The organism is Streptomyces sp. NPDC045678, from assembly GCF_056432085.1.
Genome location: NZ_JBWKJS010000013.1, coordinates 210533 through 224316, shown reverse-complemented (window position 1 = coordinate 224316; position 13784 = coordinate 210533). Strand labels below are relative to the sequence as shown.

Annotated in this window: 12 protein-coding genes; 5 read left to right on the top strand and 7 right to left on the bottom strand. The window is 70.7% G+C overall.

Annotation, left to right across the window (positions count from 1 at the left end; all coding sequences use genetic code 11):
• Positions 1–111 precede the first annotated feature (111 nt).
• From AC07DO_RS36985 to AC07DO_RS36965, 5 genes are all read right to left on the bottom strand, one after another.
• A complete protein-coding gene (locus tag AC07DO_RS36985) occupies positions 112–1167 on the bottom strand; it encodes a LacI family DNA-binding transcriptional regulator (RefSeq protein ID WP_479066376.1) in 1056 nt (351 codons plus the stop codon).
• Positions 1164–2813: a glycoside hydrolase family 13 protein gene (locus AC07DO_RS36980; RefSeq protein WP_479066374.1), complete on the bottom strand. Its 1650-nt coding sequence runs from the start codon at positions 2811–2813 to the stop codon at positions 1164–1166. The genes AC07DO_RS36985 and AC07DO_RS36980 overlap by 4 nt, the downstream gene beginning before the upstream one ends.
• A 121-nt stretch (positions 2814–2934) precedes the next feature.
• Entirely contained in the window at positions 2935–3807 is an 873-nt protein-coding gene (locus AC07DO_RS36975; RefSeq protein WP_479066431.1) for a sugar ABC transporter permease, read from the bottom strand.
• A 5-nt stretch (positions 3808–3812) separates the two neighbouring features.
• Positions 3813–4823 (bottom strand): carbohydrate ABC transporter permease, encoded by a 1011-nt coding sequence (locus tag AC07DO_RS36970; protein WP_479066372.1) that lies wholly within the window; start codon positions 4821–4823, stop codon positions 3813–3815.
• A gap of 23 nt (positions 4824–4846) precedes the next feature.
• The gene (locus AC07DO_RS36965; RefSeq protein WP_479066370.1) at positions 4847–6118 is read right to left on the bottom strand and encodes an extracellular solute-binding protein; all 1272 of its coding nucleotides are present in this window, start codon (positions 6116–6118) and stop codon (positions 4847–4849) included.
• 354 nt (positions 6119–6472) lie between these two features.
• On the opposite strand from AC07DO_RS36965, the gene AC07DO_RS36960 reads away from it, so the two are divergent.
• Positions 6473–7492: a LacI family DNA-binding transcriptional regulator gene (locus tag AC07DO_RS36960; RefSeq protein ID WP_150182517.1), complete on the top strand. Its 1020-nt coding sequence runs from the start codon at positions 6473–6475 to the stop codon at positions 7490–7492.
• 36 nt (positions 7493–7528) lie between these two features.
• Here AC07DO_RS36960 and rfbB read toward each other — a convergent pair whose 3' ends face one another.
• Together rfbB and AC07DO_RS36950 are read right to left on the bottom strand one after the other, a co-directional pair.
• Positions 7529–8533, bottom strand: a complete 1005-nt coding sequence (rfbB, locus tag AC07DO_RS36955) for a dTDP-glucose 4,6-dehydratase (protein ID WP_479066368.1) — start codon at positions 8531–8533, stop codon at positions 7529–7531.
• Positions 8530–9597 (bottom strand): glucose-1-phosphate thymidylyltransferase, encoded by a 1068-nt coding sequence (locus tag AC07DO_RS36950; RefSeq protein WP_479066366.1) that lies wholly within the window; start codon positions 9595–9597, stop codon positions 8530–8532. Before AC07DO_RS36950 ends, rfbB begins: the two co-directional genes overlap by 4 nt.
• Positions 9598–9845: 248 nt before the next feature.
• Between AC07DO_RS36950 and AC07DO_RS36945 the strand changes: the two genes are divergently transcribed.
• The 4 genes from AC07DO_RS36945 to AC07DO_RS36930 are packed head-to-tail and all read left to right on the top strand — an operon-like array spanning position 9846 to position 13781.
• Positions 9846–11150, top strand: coding sequence for an aspartate aminotransferase family protein (locus tag AC07DO_RS36945; RefSeq protein WP_479066364.1), 1305 nt, complete (start codon positions 9846–9848; stop codon positions 11148–11150).
• Positions 11147–12163 carry an ABC transporter ATP-binding protein gene (locus AC07DO_RS36940; RefSeq protein ID WP_479066362.1) on the top strand — a complete coding sequence of 339 codons (1017 nt, stop codon included), beginning with the start codon at positions 11147–11149 and terminating at the stop codon, positions 12161–12163. Before AC07DO_RS36945 ends, AC07DO_RS36940 begins: the two co-directional genes overlap by 4 nt.
• On the top strand, positions 12160–12972 hold the full coding sequence (locus AC07DO_RS36935) for an ABC transporter permease (RefSeq protein WP_479066360.1): 813 nt from the start codon (positions 12160–12162) through the stop codon (positions 12970–12972). The genes AC07DO_RS36940 and AC07DO_RS36935 overlap by 4 nt, the downstream gene beginning before the upstream one ends.
• Entirely contained in the window at positions 12969–13781 is an 813-nt protein-coding gene (locus AC07DO_RS36930; protein WP_479066359.1) for an ABC transporter permease, read from the top strand. Before AC07DO_RS36935 ends, AC07DO_RS36930 begins: the two co-directional genes overlap by 4 nt.
• The last annotated feature ends 3 nt before the right edge of the window (positions 13782–13784 follow it).

Below are 13784 nucleotides of genomic sequence, written 5' to 3'. Positions count from 1 at the left end.
TGCGCGTTGGGAGAACCTTCAGCAAGTGCTTCCTCGAGCAAGCAGCAAGTCCTTGCAGCAAGTCCGCACAAGTTGTTGCGGGTTGGACCGTATGGCGCCCCCCGCACGGGGTCAACCCTCTGGACACACCCCGGTCGAACCGCGCACGACCAGCTCCGGCTGGAACACGAACTCCGTGCGCTGCACGGGGTTTCCGTCGATCTCCTCCAGGAGCGCGCCCACCGCGGCGGTCGCCATCGCCTGCACCGGCTGGCGCACGGTCGTCAGCGGCGGGTCGGTGAAGGCGATGAGCTGGGAGTCGTCGAAGCCGACCACGGAGACGTCGCCCGGCACGGTGAGGCCGCGTTCGCGCACGGTCCTGACGGCGCCGAGCGCCATCAGGTCGCTGCCGCACACCATCGCCGTGCACCCGAGATCGAGGAGGGCTCCGGCAGCGGCCTGCCCGCCCTCGACCGTGAACAGGGTGCGCTGCACGAGGCGTTCGGCCTCCGCCCGGGGCAGCCCGAGCATGCTGTGCAGGGCCGCCGTGAACCCCTCCGCCTTGCGGCGCGAGGGCACGTACCGGGTCGGTCCGACGGCCAGGCCGATCCGCTCGTGCCCGAGGTCGACGAGGTGGCGCACGGCCATGCGCACCGCCGAGCGGTCGTCGGGCGAGACGAAGGAGACCGGGATGTCCTCGTTGTAGCCGTTGACGAGGACGAACGGCACTTTGCGGTGGGCCAGTTCGCGGTAGCGCGCGGTGTCGGCCGTCATGTCGGCGTGCAGACCCGACAGGAAGATGATGCCGCTGACCCCGCGGTCCTCCAGCTGCTCGACCAGCTCGTCCTCGGTGGCGCCGCCCGGCATCTGCGTACAGAGCATCGGGGTGTAGCCGTGGCCGGCCAGGACCTGCTCGATGACCTGCGCGAAGGCGGGGAAGATCGGGTTGGTCAGCTCGGGTATGACCAGGCCGACGAGCCCGGCGCTGCGCCGTTTCAGCCGGGTGGGCCGTTCGTAGCCGAGGACGTCCAGGGCGGCGAGGACCCGGCGCCTGGTGCCGGTCGCGACCCCCGCCTTGCCGTTCAGGACCCGGCTCGCCGTGGCCTCGCTGACACCGGCCTGGGCCGCGATGTCCAGGAGCCGCGGGGCGCCCCGGTGGGCGTCCCGCGGCGCGGAGGGCAGCGTCACACCGCCCACCAGACGGTGGTGTCGGCGGGCAGGTGCACGGCTCCGTCCGAGACCTCCGCCTCCTCGCTGCCGAGCAGGACGCGGCCGGGAGCCGGGATCCTGACGGTCTCCGCGGTGGTGTTCACGGTGCACACGAAGCCCTCGCGGGCGAAGACGAGCACGCCTTCCGGGGCGTCGCGCCACTCGACGGCGCCGCCCGCGCCGAGCCCCGGTTCCGTGCGCCGCACGGCGAGCGCGCTGCGGTAGAGCTCCAGGGTCGATCCGGGGTCGCCGGTCTGCGCCTGCACGCTCAGCTCGCCCCAGCCCTCGGGCTGCGGCAGCCAGCTGCCGCCCGCCCCGAAGCCGTACGACGAGCCGTCCGTGGTCCACGGGATGGGCACCCGGCAACCGTCCCGGAAGCCGTCCTGCCCCTCGGCGCGGATGAACGACGGGTCTTGGCGCACCTCGTCGGGCAGGTCGGTGACGTCGGGCAGGCCCAGCTCCTCGCCCTGGTACAGGTACGCGGAACCGGGCAGCGCCAGCATCAGCAGGGTCGCCGCGCGGGCGCGGCGCAGGCCGAGCTTGCGGTCGCCGGCGGTGCGCAGCTGGGTGCCGAGGCCCGGCGGGTTGGCGAGGCGGGTGGCGTGCCGGGTCACATCGTGGTTCGAGAGCACCCAGGTGGCGGGGGCGCCCACCGGGTCCATCGCGGCCAGCGACACGTCGATGACCTCGCGCAGCTCGGCGGCGTCCCAGGAGGTGCCCAGGTACTGGAAGTTGAAGGCCTGGTGCATCTCGTCGGGCCTGACGTACTGCGCGGCCCGCTCGACGGTCGGCGTCCACGCCTCGGCGACGAGGATGCGGGCCCCCTCGTACTCCTCGAGGACCTGCCGCCAGCTGCGGTAGATCTCGTGCACGCCGTCCTGGTCGAAGAACGGCATGGTGTCGTTGCCGAGCAGTTTGAGCTGGTCGTGGCGGCCGATGTCGGGCAGGCCCGCCTCCTTCACCAGGCCGTGGGCCACGTCGACGCGGAAGCCGTCGACGCCCATGTCGAGCCAGAAGCGCAGGATCGAGCGGAACTCGTCCTGGACGGCGGGGTGTTCCCAGTTGAAGTCGGGCTGCTCGGGTGCGAAGAGGTGGAGGTACCACTCGCCGTCGGGCACCCGGGTCCAGGCGGGGCCGCCGAAGATGGACTCCCAGTCGTTGGGCGGGAGTTCGCCGTTCTCGCCCTTGCCGGGGCGGAAGTGGTAGCGCTCCCTGAGCGGCGATCCCGGGCCCTCGCGCAGCGCGCGGCGGAACCAGTCGTGCCGGTCGGAGGAGTGGTTGGGCACCAGGTCCACGATGATGCGCAGGCCCAGCTCGTGGGCGTCGCGGATCACCGCGTCGGCGTCGAGGAGGCTGCCGAACATCGGGTCGATGGCACGGTAGTCGGCGACGTCGTAGCCGGCGTCGGCCTGTGGCGAGGCGTAGAAGGGGCTGAGCCAGACGGCGTCGACGCCGAGGTCCCTGAGGTACGGCAGTCGGCTGCGGATGCCCTCCAGGTCGCCCATGCCGTCGCCGTTGCCGTCGGCGAAGCTGCGCGGATACACCTGGTAGATCACCGCGTCGCGCCACCAGTCCGTGCGCGTCTCGGTGGTGGGGGCGGCAGGGGCAGCGAGATGCTGGGTCATGTCTTCCCTGGGGATCGAGTGTGGTGGGGGCGGCGCCGGACGGTGTCGGTCCGGCGCCGCCGACGGGGCGTGCGCACTGTGCGGGTGGCGGGTGCGACGGGACGCCTCGGAACGGGACGCCTCAGGACTTCGTCGCGCCCGCCGTCAGACCGGAGACCAGGTGGCGCTGGGCGAAGCCGAAGATCACCGCGGCGGGCACCGCCACGATCACCGCGGACGCCGTCAGCGAACCCCAGTCGCTGGTGTACTGGTTGACGAAGGTCTGCAGGCCGCCGGCGAGCGTGAGGTTCTCCTCGCCGGTCATGAAGGCGGACGCGTAGGCGACCTCGGCCCAGCCGGTGATGAAGCTGTAGAACCCGGTGACGGCGAGGCCGGGCTTGGCGAGCGGCACGATGAGCCGCCAGAAGGTGCCGAACGGGTTGAGTCCGTCCACCCGTCCCGCCTCGTCGATCTCGACCGGGATGGTGTCGAAGTACCCCTTCATCATCCAGGCGCAGAACGGCACGGCGATCGTCAGGTACGTGACGACGAGCCCGACGGGCTGGTTGAGCAGCCCGAGCGTGGCGAGCAGGTTGTACAGCGGCACGATGAGCACCGCGACCGGGAACATCTGGGTGATGAGGAGCAGCCACATCAGCGGCCGCATGCCGGGGAACTTGAAGCGGCTCACCGCGTACCCGGTGGTCGCCGAGATGAAGACGCCGATCACCGTGGTCAGGCCCACGACGATGAGGGAGTTGAGGAGCCAGTTCGGGAACTCGGTGTCGTTGAGGACGTGGTCGTAGTTGCCGAACGTGAAGTCCTTCACCAGGTCGGTGGAGAAGGCCTCGCCCTGCGGCTTGAACGAGGTGACCAGGAGCCACAGGGGCGGCAGGACCGCGATGGCGCTGGCGAGCAGCAGCGTGACGTGCAGGGCGGCCGAGGCGAGCGGGCCGCGCTCGTCGCGCCCCCTGGGCCTGCGGTTCTTCGCCCGGTTCCGCGCCTTCGCTTCCATGGTGGTCACCACACCTCTCCTTGCTTGCGGAGCGCGCGGCGGTAGGCCACCGCGATGATCGACAGGAGGGCGAGGATGAGGACGCCCCAGGCCGCGGAGCCCGCGAAGTCGCGTGGGCTGACGACGAACGAGAGCCGGTAGGCGTACGTCACCAGGATCTCGGTGGCGTCTCCCGGGCCTCCCCTGGTGAGCAGGAAGATCACCGGGAACATGTTGAAGGTCCAGATGCCGCTGATGAGGATCACCGTGCTGGCGACGGTGCGCAGGCCCGGCAGGGTGATGTGGCGGAAGCGCTGCCAGGCGTTGGCGCCGTCCATCTCGGCCGCCTCGTACAGCTCACCCGGTATGGACTGCAGTCCGCCGAGCATGGCGACCAGCATGAACGGCACGCCGAGCCAGACGTTGACGGTGATCACGGAGATCTTCGCCCAGGTCGGGTCGTTGAGCCACGGGATCGCGTCGATGCCGCCGCCCTCGAGGATCTTGTTGAGGAGGCCCTTCTTCTCGTTGAAGAGCAGGCGCCAGGTGAAGACGGAGACGAAGGCGGGCACCGCCCACGGCAGGATCAGCGCCATCCGGTAGAAGGAGCGCCCCGCCAGCTTGCGGTTGAGCATCGTGGCGAGCGCGAGACCGAGCGTGAAGGACAGCGCGACGCAGGAGACGGTCCACACCACGGTCCAGGTGAGGCGGTCCCAGAAGACGCCGTCGGAGAGGATCGCCTGGTAGTTGTCGAGCCCGACGGACTCGTACGTGGCGGGGATGTCGTTGACACCGATGTGCCGCTCGACGTTCGCCTCGTTGGCGTTGGTCGTCGACAGATACACGCCGCGCACCAGCGGGTAGCCGACGATCACGCCGATCACGGTCACCACGGGGGCGACCATGGCCCACGCGTACCAGTGAGTGGCGAACGCCCTGCGCAGCCGCCCCGGTTTCTTGCCGGGCCGGTGGCCGCGGCCGCGGATGCTCTTGACATCCGCGGCCTTCACCACCGACTGGCCGGTCTCGACAGCCATGAGTCGGTCAGCCCTCCCTCTTCTTACTTGTAGTCCTTGAGGAGCTTGCGGTAGGCGTCACCGATGCCCTTGGCGCCCTTCTCGGGCGAGGACTTGCCGCTGAGCACCTTCTCCAGCTGCAGGCGGATCGGCTCGAAGAGCGCGTTGGCCTCCGGGATCCACGGCCGCTGCACGGACTTGGCGACGGCGGGCTTGAAGAACTGCACCATCTGGTTGTCCTTGACGGACTTCACGTCGTAGACGGAGGTGCGGGTCGGCAGCAGGCTGAGCTGCTCGGTGGTCTGCTGCTGCACCTTGGCGGAGCTCATGTACTTGATGAACTCGTAGGCCGCGTCGAGGTTGCCGGAGCCGGCGTAGGCGGCGAGGTTCCAGCCGCCCTGCGGGGCGCCCTGGCGCTTGCTTCCCGCCGGGGCGGGGGCGACGCCGAGGTTGCCCTTGTCGGCCTTGAACTGCTTGCCCTGCAGGGCTCCCTCGATGGACCACGGCCCGTCGAGCGCCATGGCGACGTCGCCGTCCTTGAAGGCGTTGAGCTGGTTGTTGTAGCCGTCGCTCGCGTCGGTGACCGCCGCCTTGGAGTCGACCAGGTCCTTCATCACCGAGAAGGCCTCGGCACCCTCGGGCTCGTCGACCGTGACCTTCTTGTTCTTGGTGTCCAGGAGGTCGCCGCCCTCTCCGTAGAGGTACGGGAGGTAGTAGTACGGGTCGTCGCCGCGCAGGTAGAGGCCGGTCTTGCCGGACTTCGACTTGATCTTCTTCGCGGCGGACTTCACCTCGTCGAAGGACTTCGGCACCTCGACGCCCGCGGCCTCGAGCATCTTCTTGTTGTAGAAGAGCGCGAGGGTGTCGATGGTCTGCGGCGCGGCGTACGTCTTGCCCTTGAACCTCGTGCTCGCCGCGGCCTGCGGAAGGTAGTCGTCCGCCTTGTCGAGCGCGACGGTCTCGTCGAGGGGGGCGAGGTAGCCGAGCGAGGCGAAGTCCTGGGTCCAGGCGACCTCGGTGCGCATCACGTCGGGGGCGCCGGAGTTGCCGCCCGCGGCGTTCTTGAACTTGGCGTTGGCCTCGCCGAACGGGACGTTCACATAGTTGACCTCGACGTCCGGGTGCAGCTTCTCGAAGCTCTTGGCGATCTTTTCGTACGCGCCCTTCTCGGCGTCGTTCGAGGTGTCCCAGAAGGTCACGGTGCCGGAGAGCTTCCCGCCCTTGCTCCCGCCGCTGCCTCCGTCGTCGCCTCCGCACGCTGCCGCTGTCATGGCCAGGGCCGCGATCAGCCCGGTGGCCGCAATGCCACGCCGCATGTGAACTCCTTCAACTGATCCCGGAATCAAGGGGAGACGAAGAGGTGCCTCCTGCTGGCCGCTCTGGACGGCGGCGCCGGGTTGCCAGGAACGTAACAGCGTTGGAATGTTGCCGAAAGACCTTGCGGTAAATTTCTGCAAGGATCGGCGATCGTTACATCTGTGTGTCCTTACCGTGGCCCGACTCGCGCTTGACAGGGCCGCGGGGCGCCTGGCACCGGGTGCGGGAGAGCAGGGGCACCGGGGGCGGTGAGGGCGACTGCAAGACTCTTGCAAGACAGCTCTTTCCGCAAGCTTCCACAAGATTTCACCGGCAGTGGGCAATCACCCCGATGACAGGTACAGTCCAGTGCCATGACCGCACGGCTTGTCGACATCGCAGCCCACGCGGGGGTCAGTGAAGCCACCGTGAGCCGCGTCCTCAACGGTAAGCCCGGGGTGGCCGTCGGCACCCGTGAGGCGGTGCTCGCCGCCCTCGACGTACTCGGGTACGAACGCCCGGTGCGGCTGCGCCGGCGCAGCGCGGGGCTCATCGGCCTCATCACGCCGGAGCTGGACAACCCGATCTTCCCCGCGTTCGCGCAGGTCATCGCGCAGGCCCTGACCCGTCAGGGGTACACGCCGGTCCTCGCGACGCAGACGCCGGGCGGCTCCACCGAGGACGAGCTCACCGAGATGCTCGTGGACCGCGGTGTCAGCGGCATCATCTTCGTCTCGGGCCTGCACGCCGACACCACCGCCGACATGGAGCGGTATGAGGTGCTGCGCGCCCAAGGTGTCCCCTATGTCCTCGTCAACGGCTTCTCGCCGGACGTGGCGGCCCCCTTCGTCTCCACCGACGACCGCGCCGCCGTGCGCCTCGCCGTCACGCACCTGACCTCGCTCGGCCACACCCGCATCGGGCTCGCGGTCGGCCCCAAGCGGTTCGTCCCCGTGGTGCGCAAGATCGAGGGTTTCCGGCTCGGGCTGCTCGAACGCCTCGGCCTGGACGACGAGGCGTCGGAGGAGCTGATCCAGCACTCCCTCTACACCCTGGAGGGCGGTCAGGCCGCGGCCACCACCCTCATCAACCGGGGCTGCACCGCCGTCGTGTGCGCCAGCGACATGATGGCGCTCGGTGCGATCCGGGCCGCCCGCGACCTGGGCCTGAGCGTGCCGCGGGACATCTCGGTCGTCGGCTTCGACGACTCGCCGCTCATCGCGTTCACCGATCCGCCGCTGACCACGATCCGCCAGCCCGTGCAGGCCATGGGCCAGGCGGCGGTCCGCGCGCTCCTCGAGGAGATCGGCGGCACACCGGCGCCGCACGGCGAGTTCGTCTTCATGCCGGAGCTGGTGGTGCGGGGCTCCACGGGGTCCGGACGCAAGGCGTAGGCGGCGCCCACCCGGACGGGGTGATGACACAGGCGCTCACGCCGCCGCGACGAACGGCTGCCACCACGAGCGGTTGTGCCGGTACCAGCGGGCCGTCTCGGCGAGCGCCGCGTCGAAATCGGAGCCCGGCCGGTAGCCGAGCTCACGGCTGATCTTCGTGTGGTCCACGGCGTACCGGCGGTCGTGCCCCTTGCGGTCCGTGACGTGTGTGATGCGTCCGGCGTCGGCGCCGCACAGGGCGAGCAGCCGCTCGGTCAGCTCCAGGTTGGTGAGGGAGGTGCCGCCGCCGATGTTGTAGATCTCCCCCGCCCGCCCCCGGGTGCGGACCAGTTCGAGTCCGCGGACGTGGTCGTCCAGGTGCAGCCAGTCCCGTACCTGTAGCCCGTCGCCGTACACCGGGACGTTCTCCCCGTTCAACAGACACGTCAGGAACCGCGGGATGACTTTCTCCGGGTGCTGGTGCGGGCCGAAGTTGTTGGAGCAGCGGGTGACGCGGACGTCCAGGCCGTGGGTGCGGTGCTGGGCCAGGGCGACGAGGTCGGCTGCGGCCTTCGACGCCGCGTACGGGGAGTTGGGCCGCAGCGGGTCCTCCTCGGTGGCCGCGCCCCGCGGGATCGATCCGTACACCTCGTCGGTGGAGACGTGGACGAAGGTCGCGACGCCGTGCCGGAGCGCGGCGTCGAGCAGGGTCTGGGTGCCGAGCACGTTGGTGCGCGTGAAGGCGGAGCCGTCCGTGATCGAGCGGTCGACGTGGGACTCGGCGGCGAAGTGCACCACCTGGCCGTGGTCCGCCGCCAGTTCGCCGACGAGCCGGGCGTCGCAGACGTCGCCGCGCACGAAGGTGAATCCGGGATGGGAGCGGACTTCGTCGAGGCGGCCGACGCTGCCGGCGTAGGTGAGCTTGTCGAGCACGGTCACTTCGATGCCGGGCGGGCCCGCGGGGCCGAGGAGTGAGCGGACGTACGCGGAGCCGATGAAGCCGGCGCCGCCGGTGACGAGGAGGCGGCGGCCGCGGCGGCCCGTGGGGTCGACGTGGTTCATGAGGTCAATTGCACCTTGCTGTGGTCGCCGATGACGAGTCGGTGGGCGTGGGGCAGCCGCGGTGCGGGGGCCACGACGGCGCCGCGGCCGATGAGCGAGGACTCGATGCGGGAGGCGCCCTCCACGTCCGCGCCGCGCAGCAGCACGGAGTGGGAGATGGCGCTGTCCTCGATCCGGCAGTCCTCGGCGATGGCGGTGTACGGGCCGATGCTGGAGTTGCTGATGACGGTGCCCGCGCCGATCACCGCGGGGCCGACGATGCGCGAGCCGCGCACCACGGCGCCCTCGGCGAGGCGGACCCGGCCGAGCACGGTGCTCTCCGGGTCGACCTTGCCGTCGACACGGCCGTCGATGCCGTCGAGGACCTGCCGGTTGACCTCCAGGAGGTCGTCGACGCTGCCGGTGTCGCGCCAGGGCCGGGTGGTGGTCTCAGCGCGCACCCGCAGCCCCCGGTCGAGCATCCACTGCACGGCGTCGGTGATCTCCAGCTCGCCGCGCACGGAGGGCCTGATCGCCCTGACCGCCTCGTGGATGTCCTTGCCGAAGGCGTACACGCCGATCAGGGCGAGGTCGCTGCGCGGCCGGTCGGGCTTCTCCTCCAGGCTCACCACGTCGCCGTGGGCGTCGAGTTCGGCGACGCCGAACGCCGTCGGGTCGGCGACCGGGGTGAGGAGGAGGCGGGCGGCGCCCGGATGGTCGGTGGCCCGTTGGGCGAAGCCGGTGAGGCCGTCCTGGAGGTAGTTGTCGCCGAGGTAGAGCAGGAAGTCGTCGTCGCCGAGGAACTCCCGGGCGATGAGCACCGCGTGGGCGAGGCCGAGCGGCCGCTCCTGGTGGAGATAGCTGACACGCAGGCCGAAGGCGCCGCCGTCGCCGACGGCCTCGCGGACCTCGTCGCCGCGTCGGCCGACGACGATTCCGGCCTCCCGGATGCCGGCCGCGGCAATGGCTTCGAGGCCGTAGAAGAGCACGGGTTTGTTGGCGATGGGCAGCAGTTGCTTGGCACCGGTGTCGGTGAAGGGGCGCAGCCTGCTGCCCGTTCCACCGGCCAGCACCAGGGCTTTCAAGGAAGCCGTCCGCGGGGCGGGGCGGCCTGGGGATGCGTTCTCACGGGTCCCTCCTCGCTTGCGAGGTCTCGACTCAAGCAGAGCCGGACGTACGACCGCAAGAGCTGCCTGAAAGTTTCAGCAATCTCTTGCCAATCTTGGGGAGGCTTTGTTTGACTCGGTGCGCATCGCCGGTCCCACCGCTCAACTTCGGTGCCGATCCGGACAGTTCACCGGCACCACGCACATCGACCGGAGTGGGGGCAGCAGTGACAGGTCACCGGCAGCGCGCACGGCTCGACCGGGAGGCGCGGCATCTCGCGCCCGGCGCCTCGGAGGAGACCGCCGCCGGAGAGCGCGTGTTCGCCGAGGGTTCGGGCGCGCACCTCACCGATCTCGACGGCAACCAGTACCTGGACTTCGCGGCCGGCACGCTCACCCAGTCGCTCGGCCACTGCCACCCGGAGGTCGTCGAGGCGCTCACCGCGCAGGCCGGGCGGCTGTGGAACGTGCACGACGCCGCGACACCCGAACGCGCCGGACTGCTCGAACTGCTCGCCCGGCTGCTCCCCGCCCACCTCGATACCTACGCGCTCTTCTCCACCGGCGCCGAGGCCGTCGAGGCGGCCCTGCGCGTGGTCCAGGCGACCGCGCCCGCGGGACGCAACCGGATCGGGGCGCTGCGCCACGGCTTCCACGGCAAGACGATGGGCGCCCGGATGCTGGTCCACTGGGACATCGGCCACCAGGCGTTCGCCGGGAACAGCGTCCTCGGCTACGCACCCAACTGCTACCGCTGCCCGCTGGAGTTGACCTACCCGGACTGCGGGGTGCGGTGCGCCTCTCTCGTGCGCAAGCACATCGCCGAGAAGCCGAACGTCGCCGCGCTGGTCTTTGAACCGGTGCAGGGCGCGGCGGGCGTCGTCGTGCCGCCGCCCGGCTACTGGGAGCGGATCGCGGAGGCCTGCCGCGCCAACGGTGTGCTGCTCGTCGCCGACGAGGTCCTGACCGGCGGCGGCCGTACCGGCGCCTTCCTCGCCTCGGAGCTCGTCGGCGTCGAACCGGACCTGGTCGTCCTCTCCAAGGGCATGGCGAACGGCTTCCCTTTCGCGGTGCTGGCCGGGCGCGCGGAGCTGCTGCGCTCCCCCGAGGTGGCCACGGCCGGTTCGTACGCGTCGACGTACGCGAGCAATCCCCTCGGCATCGCGGCGGCGCACGCCACGCTCGGCGTCATCGAACGCGACGGCCTGACCGAACGTGCCCGCACACTGGGCGCGTTGCTCGGCGACCGGCTCGCGGCCCTGAGCTCCCGGTACGAGCAGCTCGGTGACGTACGAGGGCTCGGGCTCCTGTACGGCCTGGAGTTCATCACCGACCGGGAGAGCCGCAGCCCCGCGCCGGAGCTCGCCCGCGCGGTCCACGCCGCCGCGCTCGACCTGGGCCTGCGCACGGCGTTCGGCGGTCACATCATCCGCCTCGCCCCGCCGTTCACGCTCGACGAGGCACAACTCGACGAGGGTGTCGCCCTGTTGGAACGCGCCATCGAGCGAGCGGTCGAGGAGGTGGTGGCGTGATCGTCGCGGAGGACCTCACCAAGGAGTTCCGCATCGCCGAGCGCAGACCCGGCCTGCTGGGCAGCCTCGCCACGCTCCTCACCCGCGAGTACCGCACCGTGCGCGCCGTGGACGGCGTCTCCTTCGAGATCCCCGCCGGGTCGAAGACCGCGTACATCGGTGCGAACGGGGCCGGCAAGTCCACCACCATCAAGATGCTCACCGGCATCATGACGCCGACGTCAGGCCGCTGCCTGGTCGGCGGCATCGAGCCGTACCGCGACCGGCGGCGGAACGCCCGCTCCATCGGCGTCGTCTTCGGCCAGCGCAGCCAGCTGTGGTGGGACCTGTCGGTGCCCGACTCGTTCCGCATCCTGCGCCGCGTCTACGACATCCCCGACGCGGTCTACCACCGCAACCTCGCGCTCTACCGCGAACTCCTCGACATCGACGCCCTCGGCACCACCCCCGTGCGGCAGCTGAGCCTGGGCCAGCGGATGCGCGCGGAGATCGCCGCGAGCCTGCTGCACGACCCGGCCGTCGTCTTCTGGGACGAGCCGACCATCGGCCTCGACATGGTCCTCAAGACGGCGGTGCGTGACCTGGTCAACCGCGCGCACCGGGAGCTCGGCACGACCGTCGTGCTCACCAGCCACGACATCGCCGACATCGGCGCGATCTGCGACAGCGCCCTGGTCGTCGACCACGGCCGGGTCGTCCACCAGGGCTCCATCCAGGACCTGCTGCGCACGGCCGAGGACCGCTCGGTGAGCTTCGACCACCGGGGCGGCCCGGCGCCGCACGAGGCCCTCGCCCTGATCGAACGGGGCCTGCCCGGCGCGAGGGCGGGTGTCGAGGACGGCGGGCGGATCCGCGTCGACTATCCGGCGGGCCTCTTCGCCTCGCGCCAGGTGCTCGCCTTCCTCCTGGACCACTTCGACCTCGTGGACTGCTACGCCCCCGAGCCGGACCTGGAGGAGGTGCTGCGGCAGATCTACGGCCGGGCGCCCGCGCCCGTCGGCGGTCGCCCGTGAACACCCGTGCGGGGCGCTACGTCCCCTTCGCCACCGGCGGGCTCCAGTCCCTGCTCCAGTACCGCTCGATGTTCGTGGTCACGGGCGTCACCGCAGCCGCGGGCGCCGCGGTCACCGTGTTCCTGTGGCGTGCCGTGTACGCGGACTCGCCGGGCGGCGCGGGCCCCGGCGGCTTCACCCCGGCGGGCATCACCACGTATCTGCTGGTGGCCCAGGTGCTGCAGGTCCTGCACGCCAACCGGGTCGACGACGAGGTGGCCGCCGAGGTCTACCGCGGGGACGTCGCCGTGATGCTGGTGCGTCCGGTCAACTATCCGCTGGTGCGGCTCTTCGCGTGCCTGCCGGTGGTCGCGGCCAACGCCGTTCTCGTCGGGGTGCCGGTGCTGGTGCTCTTCTCGTTCCTGGTGCCGCTGACGGCTCCCCGTCCTGCCGACGCCGCGCTGTTCGCCGTGTCGACCGTGCTGTCCGTGCTCATCGCGTTCTGCGTGAACCTGCTGACCGGCATGACGGGCTTCGTCACCACGAACACGTGGGGCGTGCGGATGGTGAAGCAGAGCGTCGTGGCCTTCTTCGCCGGGCAGCTGGTGCCGATCGCGCTGATGCCGGGCCCGCTGGCGGCGGTCGCCGAGGCGCTGCCTTTCCGTGGGATGGTCGACGGTCCGCTGACGCTGCTCCTCGGCAGGTACGAGGGGGTGGGCGGCGCCGTCGCCGTGCTGGCCCAGCAAGTGGGCTGGGTGGTGGGGCTCACGGTGCTGTGCGCGGTGCTGTGGCGGGCCGCGCTCGGGCGTCTGGAGGTGCTGGGCGGATGACGCGCACACGCCTCGGCACGGCGCTCTGGTACGTCAGGCTCTCCTGGTTCCTCGGCGGGGTCGGCCTGCACCGGCTCGCCGCGTACCGTCTCGACTTCGCGCTCGGCGCCGGGGCCTTCCTGGTGCGGGTCGGCATCCAGACGGCGGTGGTGGGCCTGGTCTTCCGGCAGGTGCCGGCCGTGGGCGGCTGGTCGTACCACGAGGTGCTCTTCCTGCTCGGCTTCTCGCTCCTGCCGCGCGGCCTCGACCACCTCTTCACCGACCAGCTGTGGGAGCTGGGCCGCAAGCTGGTGCAGCGCGGCGAGTTCTACCGCTATCTGATCCGCCCGGTGGATCCGCTCTTCTCCCTGCTCTCCGAGCGCTTCTTCCATCCCGACGCGCTCGGCGAGCTCGTCGTCGGCGCCGCCCTCGTGACGTACGCGGGCACCTCGCTCGGCCTGGACCTCACGGCCGCGCAGTGGGCGCTCGCCCCGCTGCTCGTGCTCTGCGGGGCGTTGATCCACACCGCGGTCAAGCTGTTCTTCGCGTCGCTGTCGTTCTGGACGGTGACGAGCCTGCCCGCGATGTACGCGGCGAGCCAGGTGTCGGAGTTCGCGGCGTACCCCCTCGACATCTACCACGCGTCGCTGCGCGCGCTGCTGACCTGGGTGCTGCCGTTCGCCTTCACGTCGTACGTCCCCGCCGTCTATCTCCTCTCCGGCGATACGGCACTCCTGGGGTGGCTGCCCGTGGTGACGGCGCTGTCGCTGCTGCTTGCTCTCGCCGTGTGGCGACGCGGCATCAACACGTACGAGATGACTGGGAGTTGAGGT

Bases quoted from the DNA above. Each gene is read 5' to 3' on its own strand.
- AC07DO_RS36975 (WP_479066431.1), bottom strand. From the start codon at position 3,807: ATGGAAGCGAAGGCGCGGAACCGGGCGAAGAACCGCAGGCCCAGGGGG.
- rfbB (WP_479066368.1), bottom strand. From the start codon at position 8,533: ATGAACCACGTCGACCCCACGGGCCGCCGCGGCCGCCGCCTCCTCGTC.
- AC07DO_RS36930 (WP_479066359.1), top strand. From the start codon at position 12,969: ATGACGCGCACACGCCTCGGCACGGCGCTCTGGTACGTCAGGCTCTCC.
- AC07DO_RS36970 (WP_479066372.1), bottom strand. From the start codon at position 4,823: ATGGCTGTCGAGACCGGCCAGTCGGTGGTGAAGGCCGCGGATGTCAAG.
- AC07DO_RS36960 (WP_150182517.1), top strand. From the start codon at position 6,473: ATGACCGCACGGCTTGTCGACATCGCAGCCCACGCGGGGGTCAGTGAA.
- AC07DO_RS36980 (WP_479066374.1), bottom strand. From the start codon at position 2,813: ATGACCCAGCATCTCGCTGCCCCTGCCGCCCCCACCACCGAGACGCGC.
- AC07DO_RS36965 (WP_479066370.1), bottom strand. From the start codon at position 6,118: ATGCGGCGTGGCATTGCGGCCACCGGGCTGATCGCGGCCCTGGCCATG.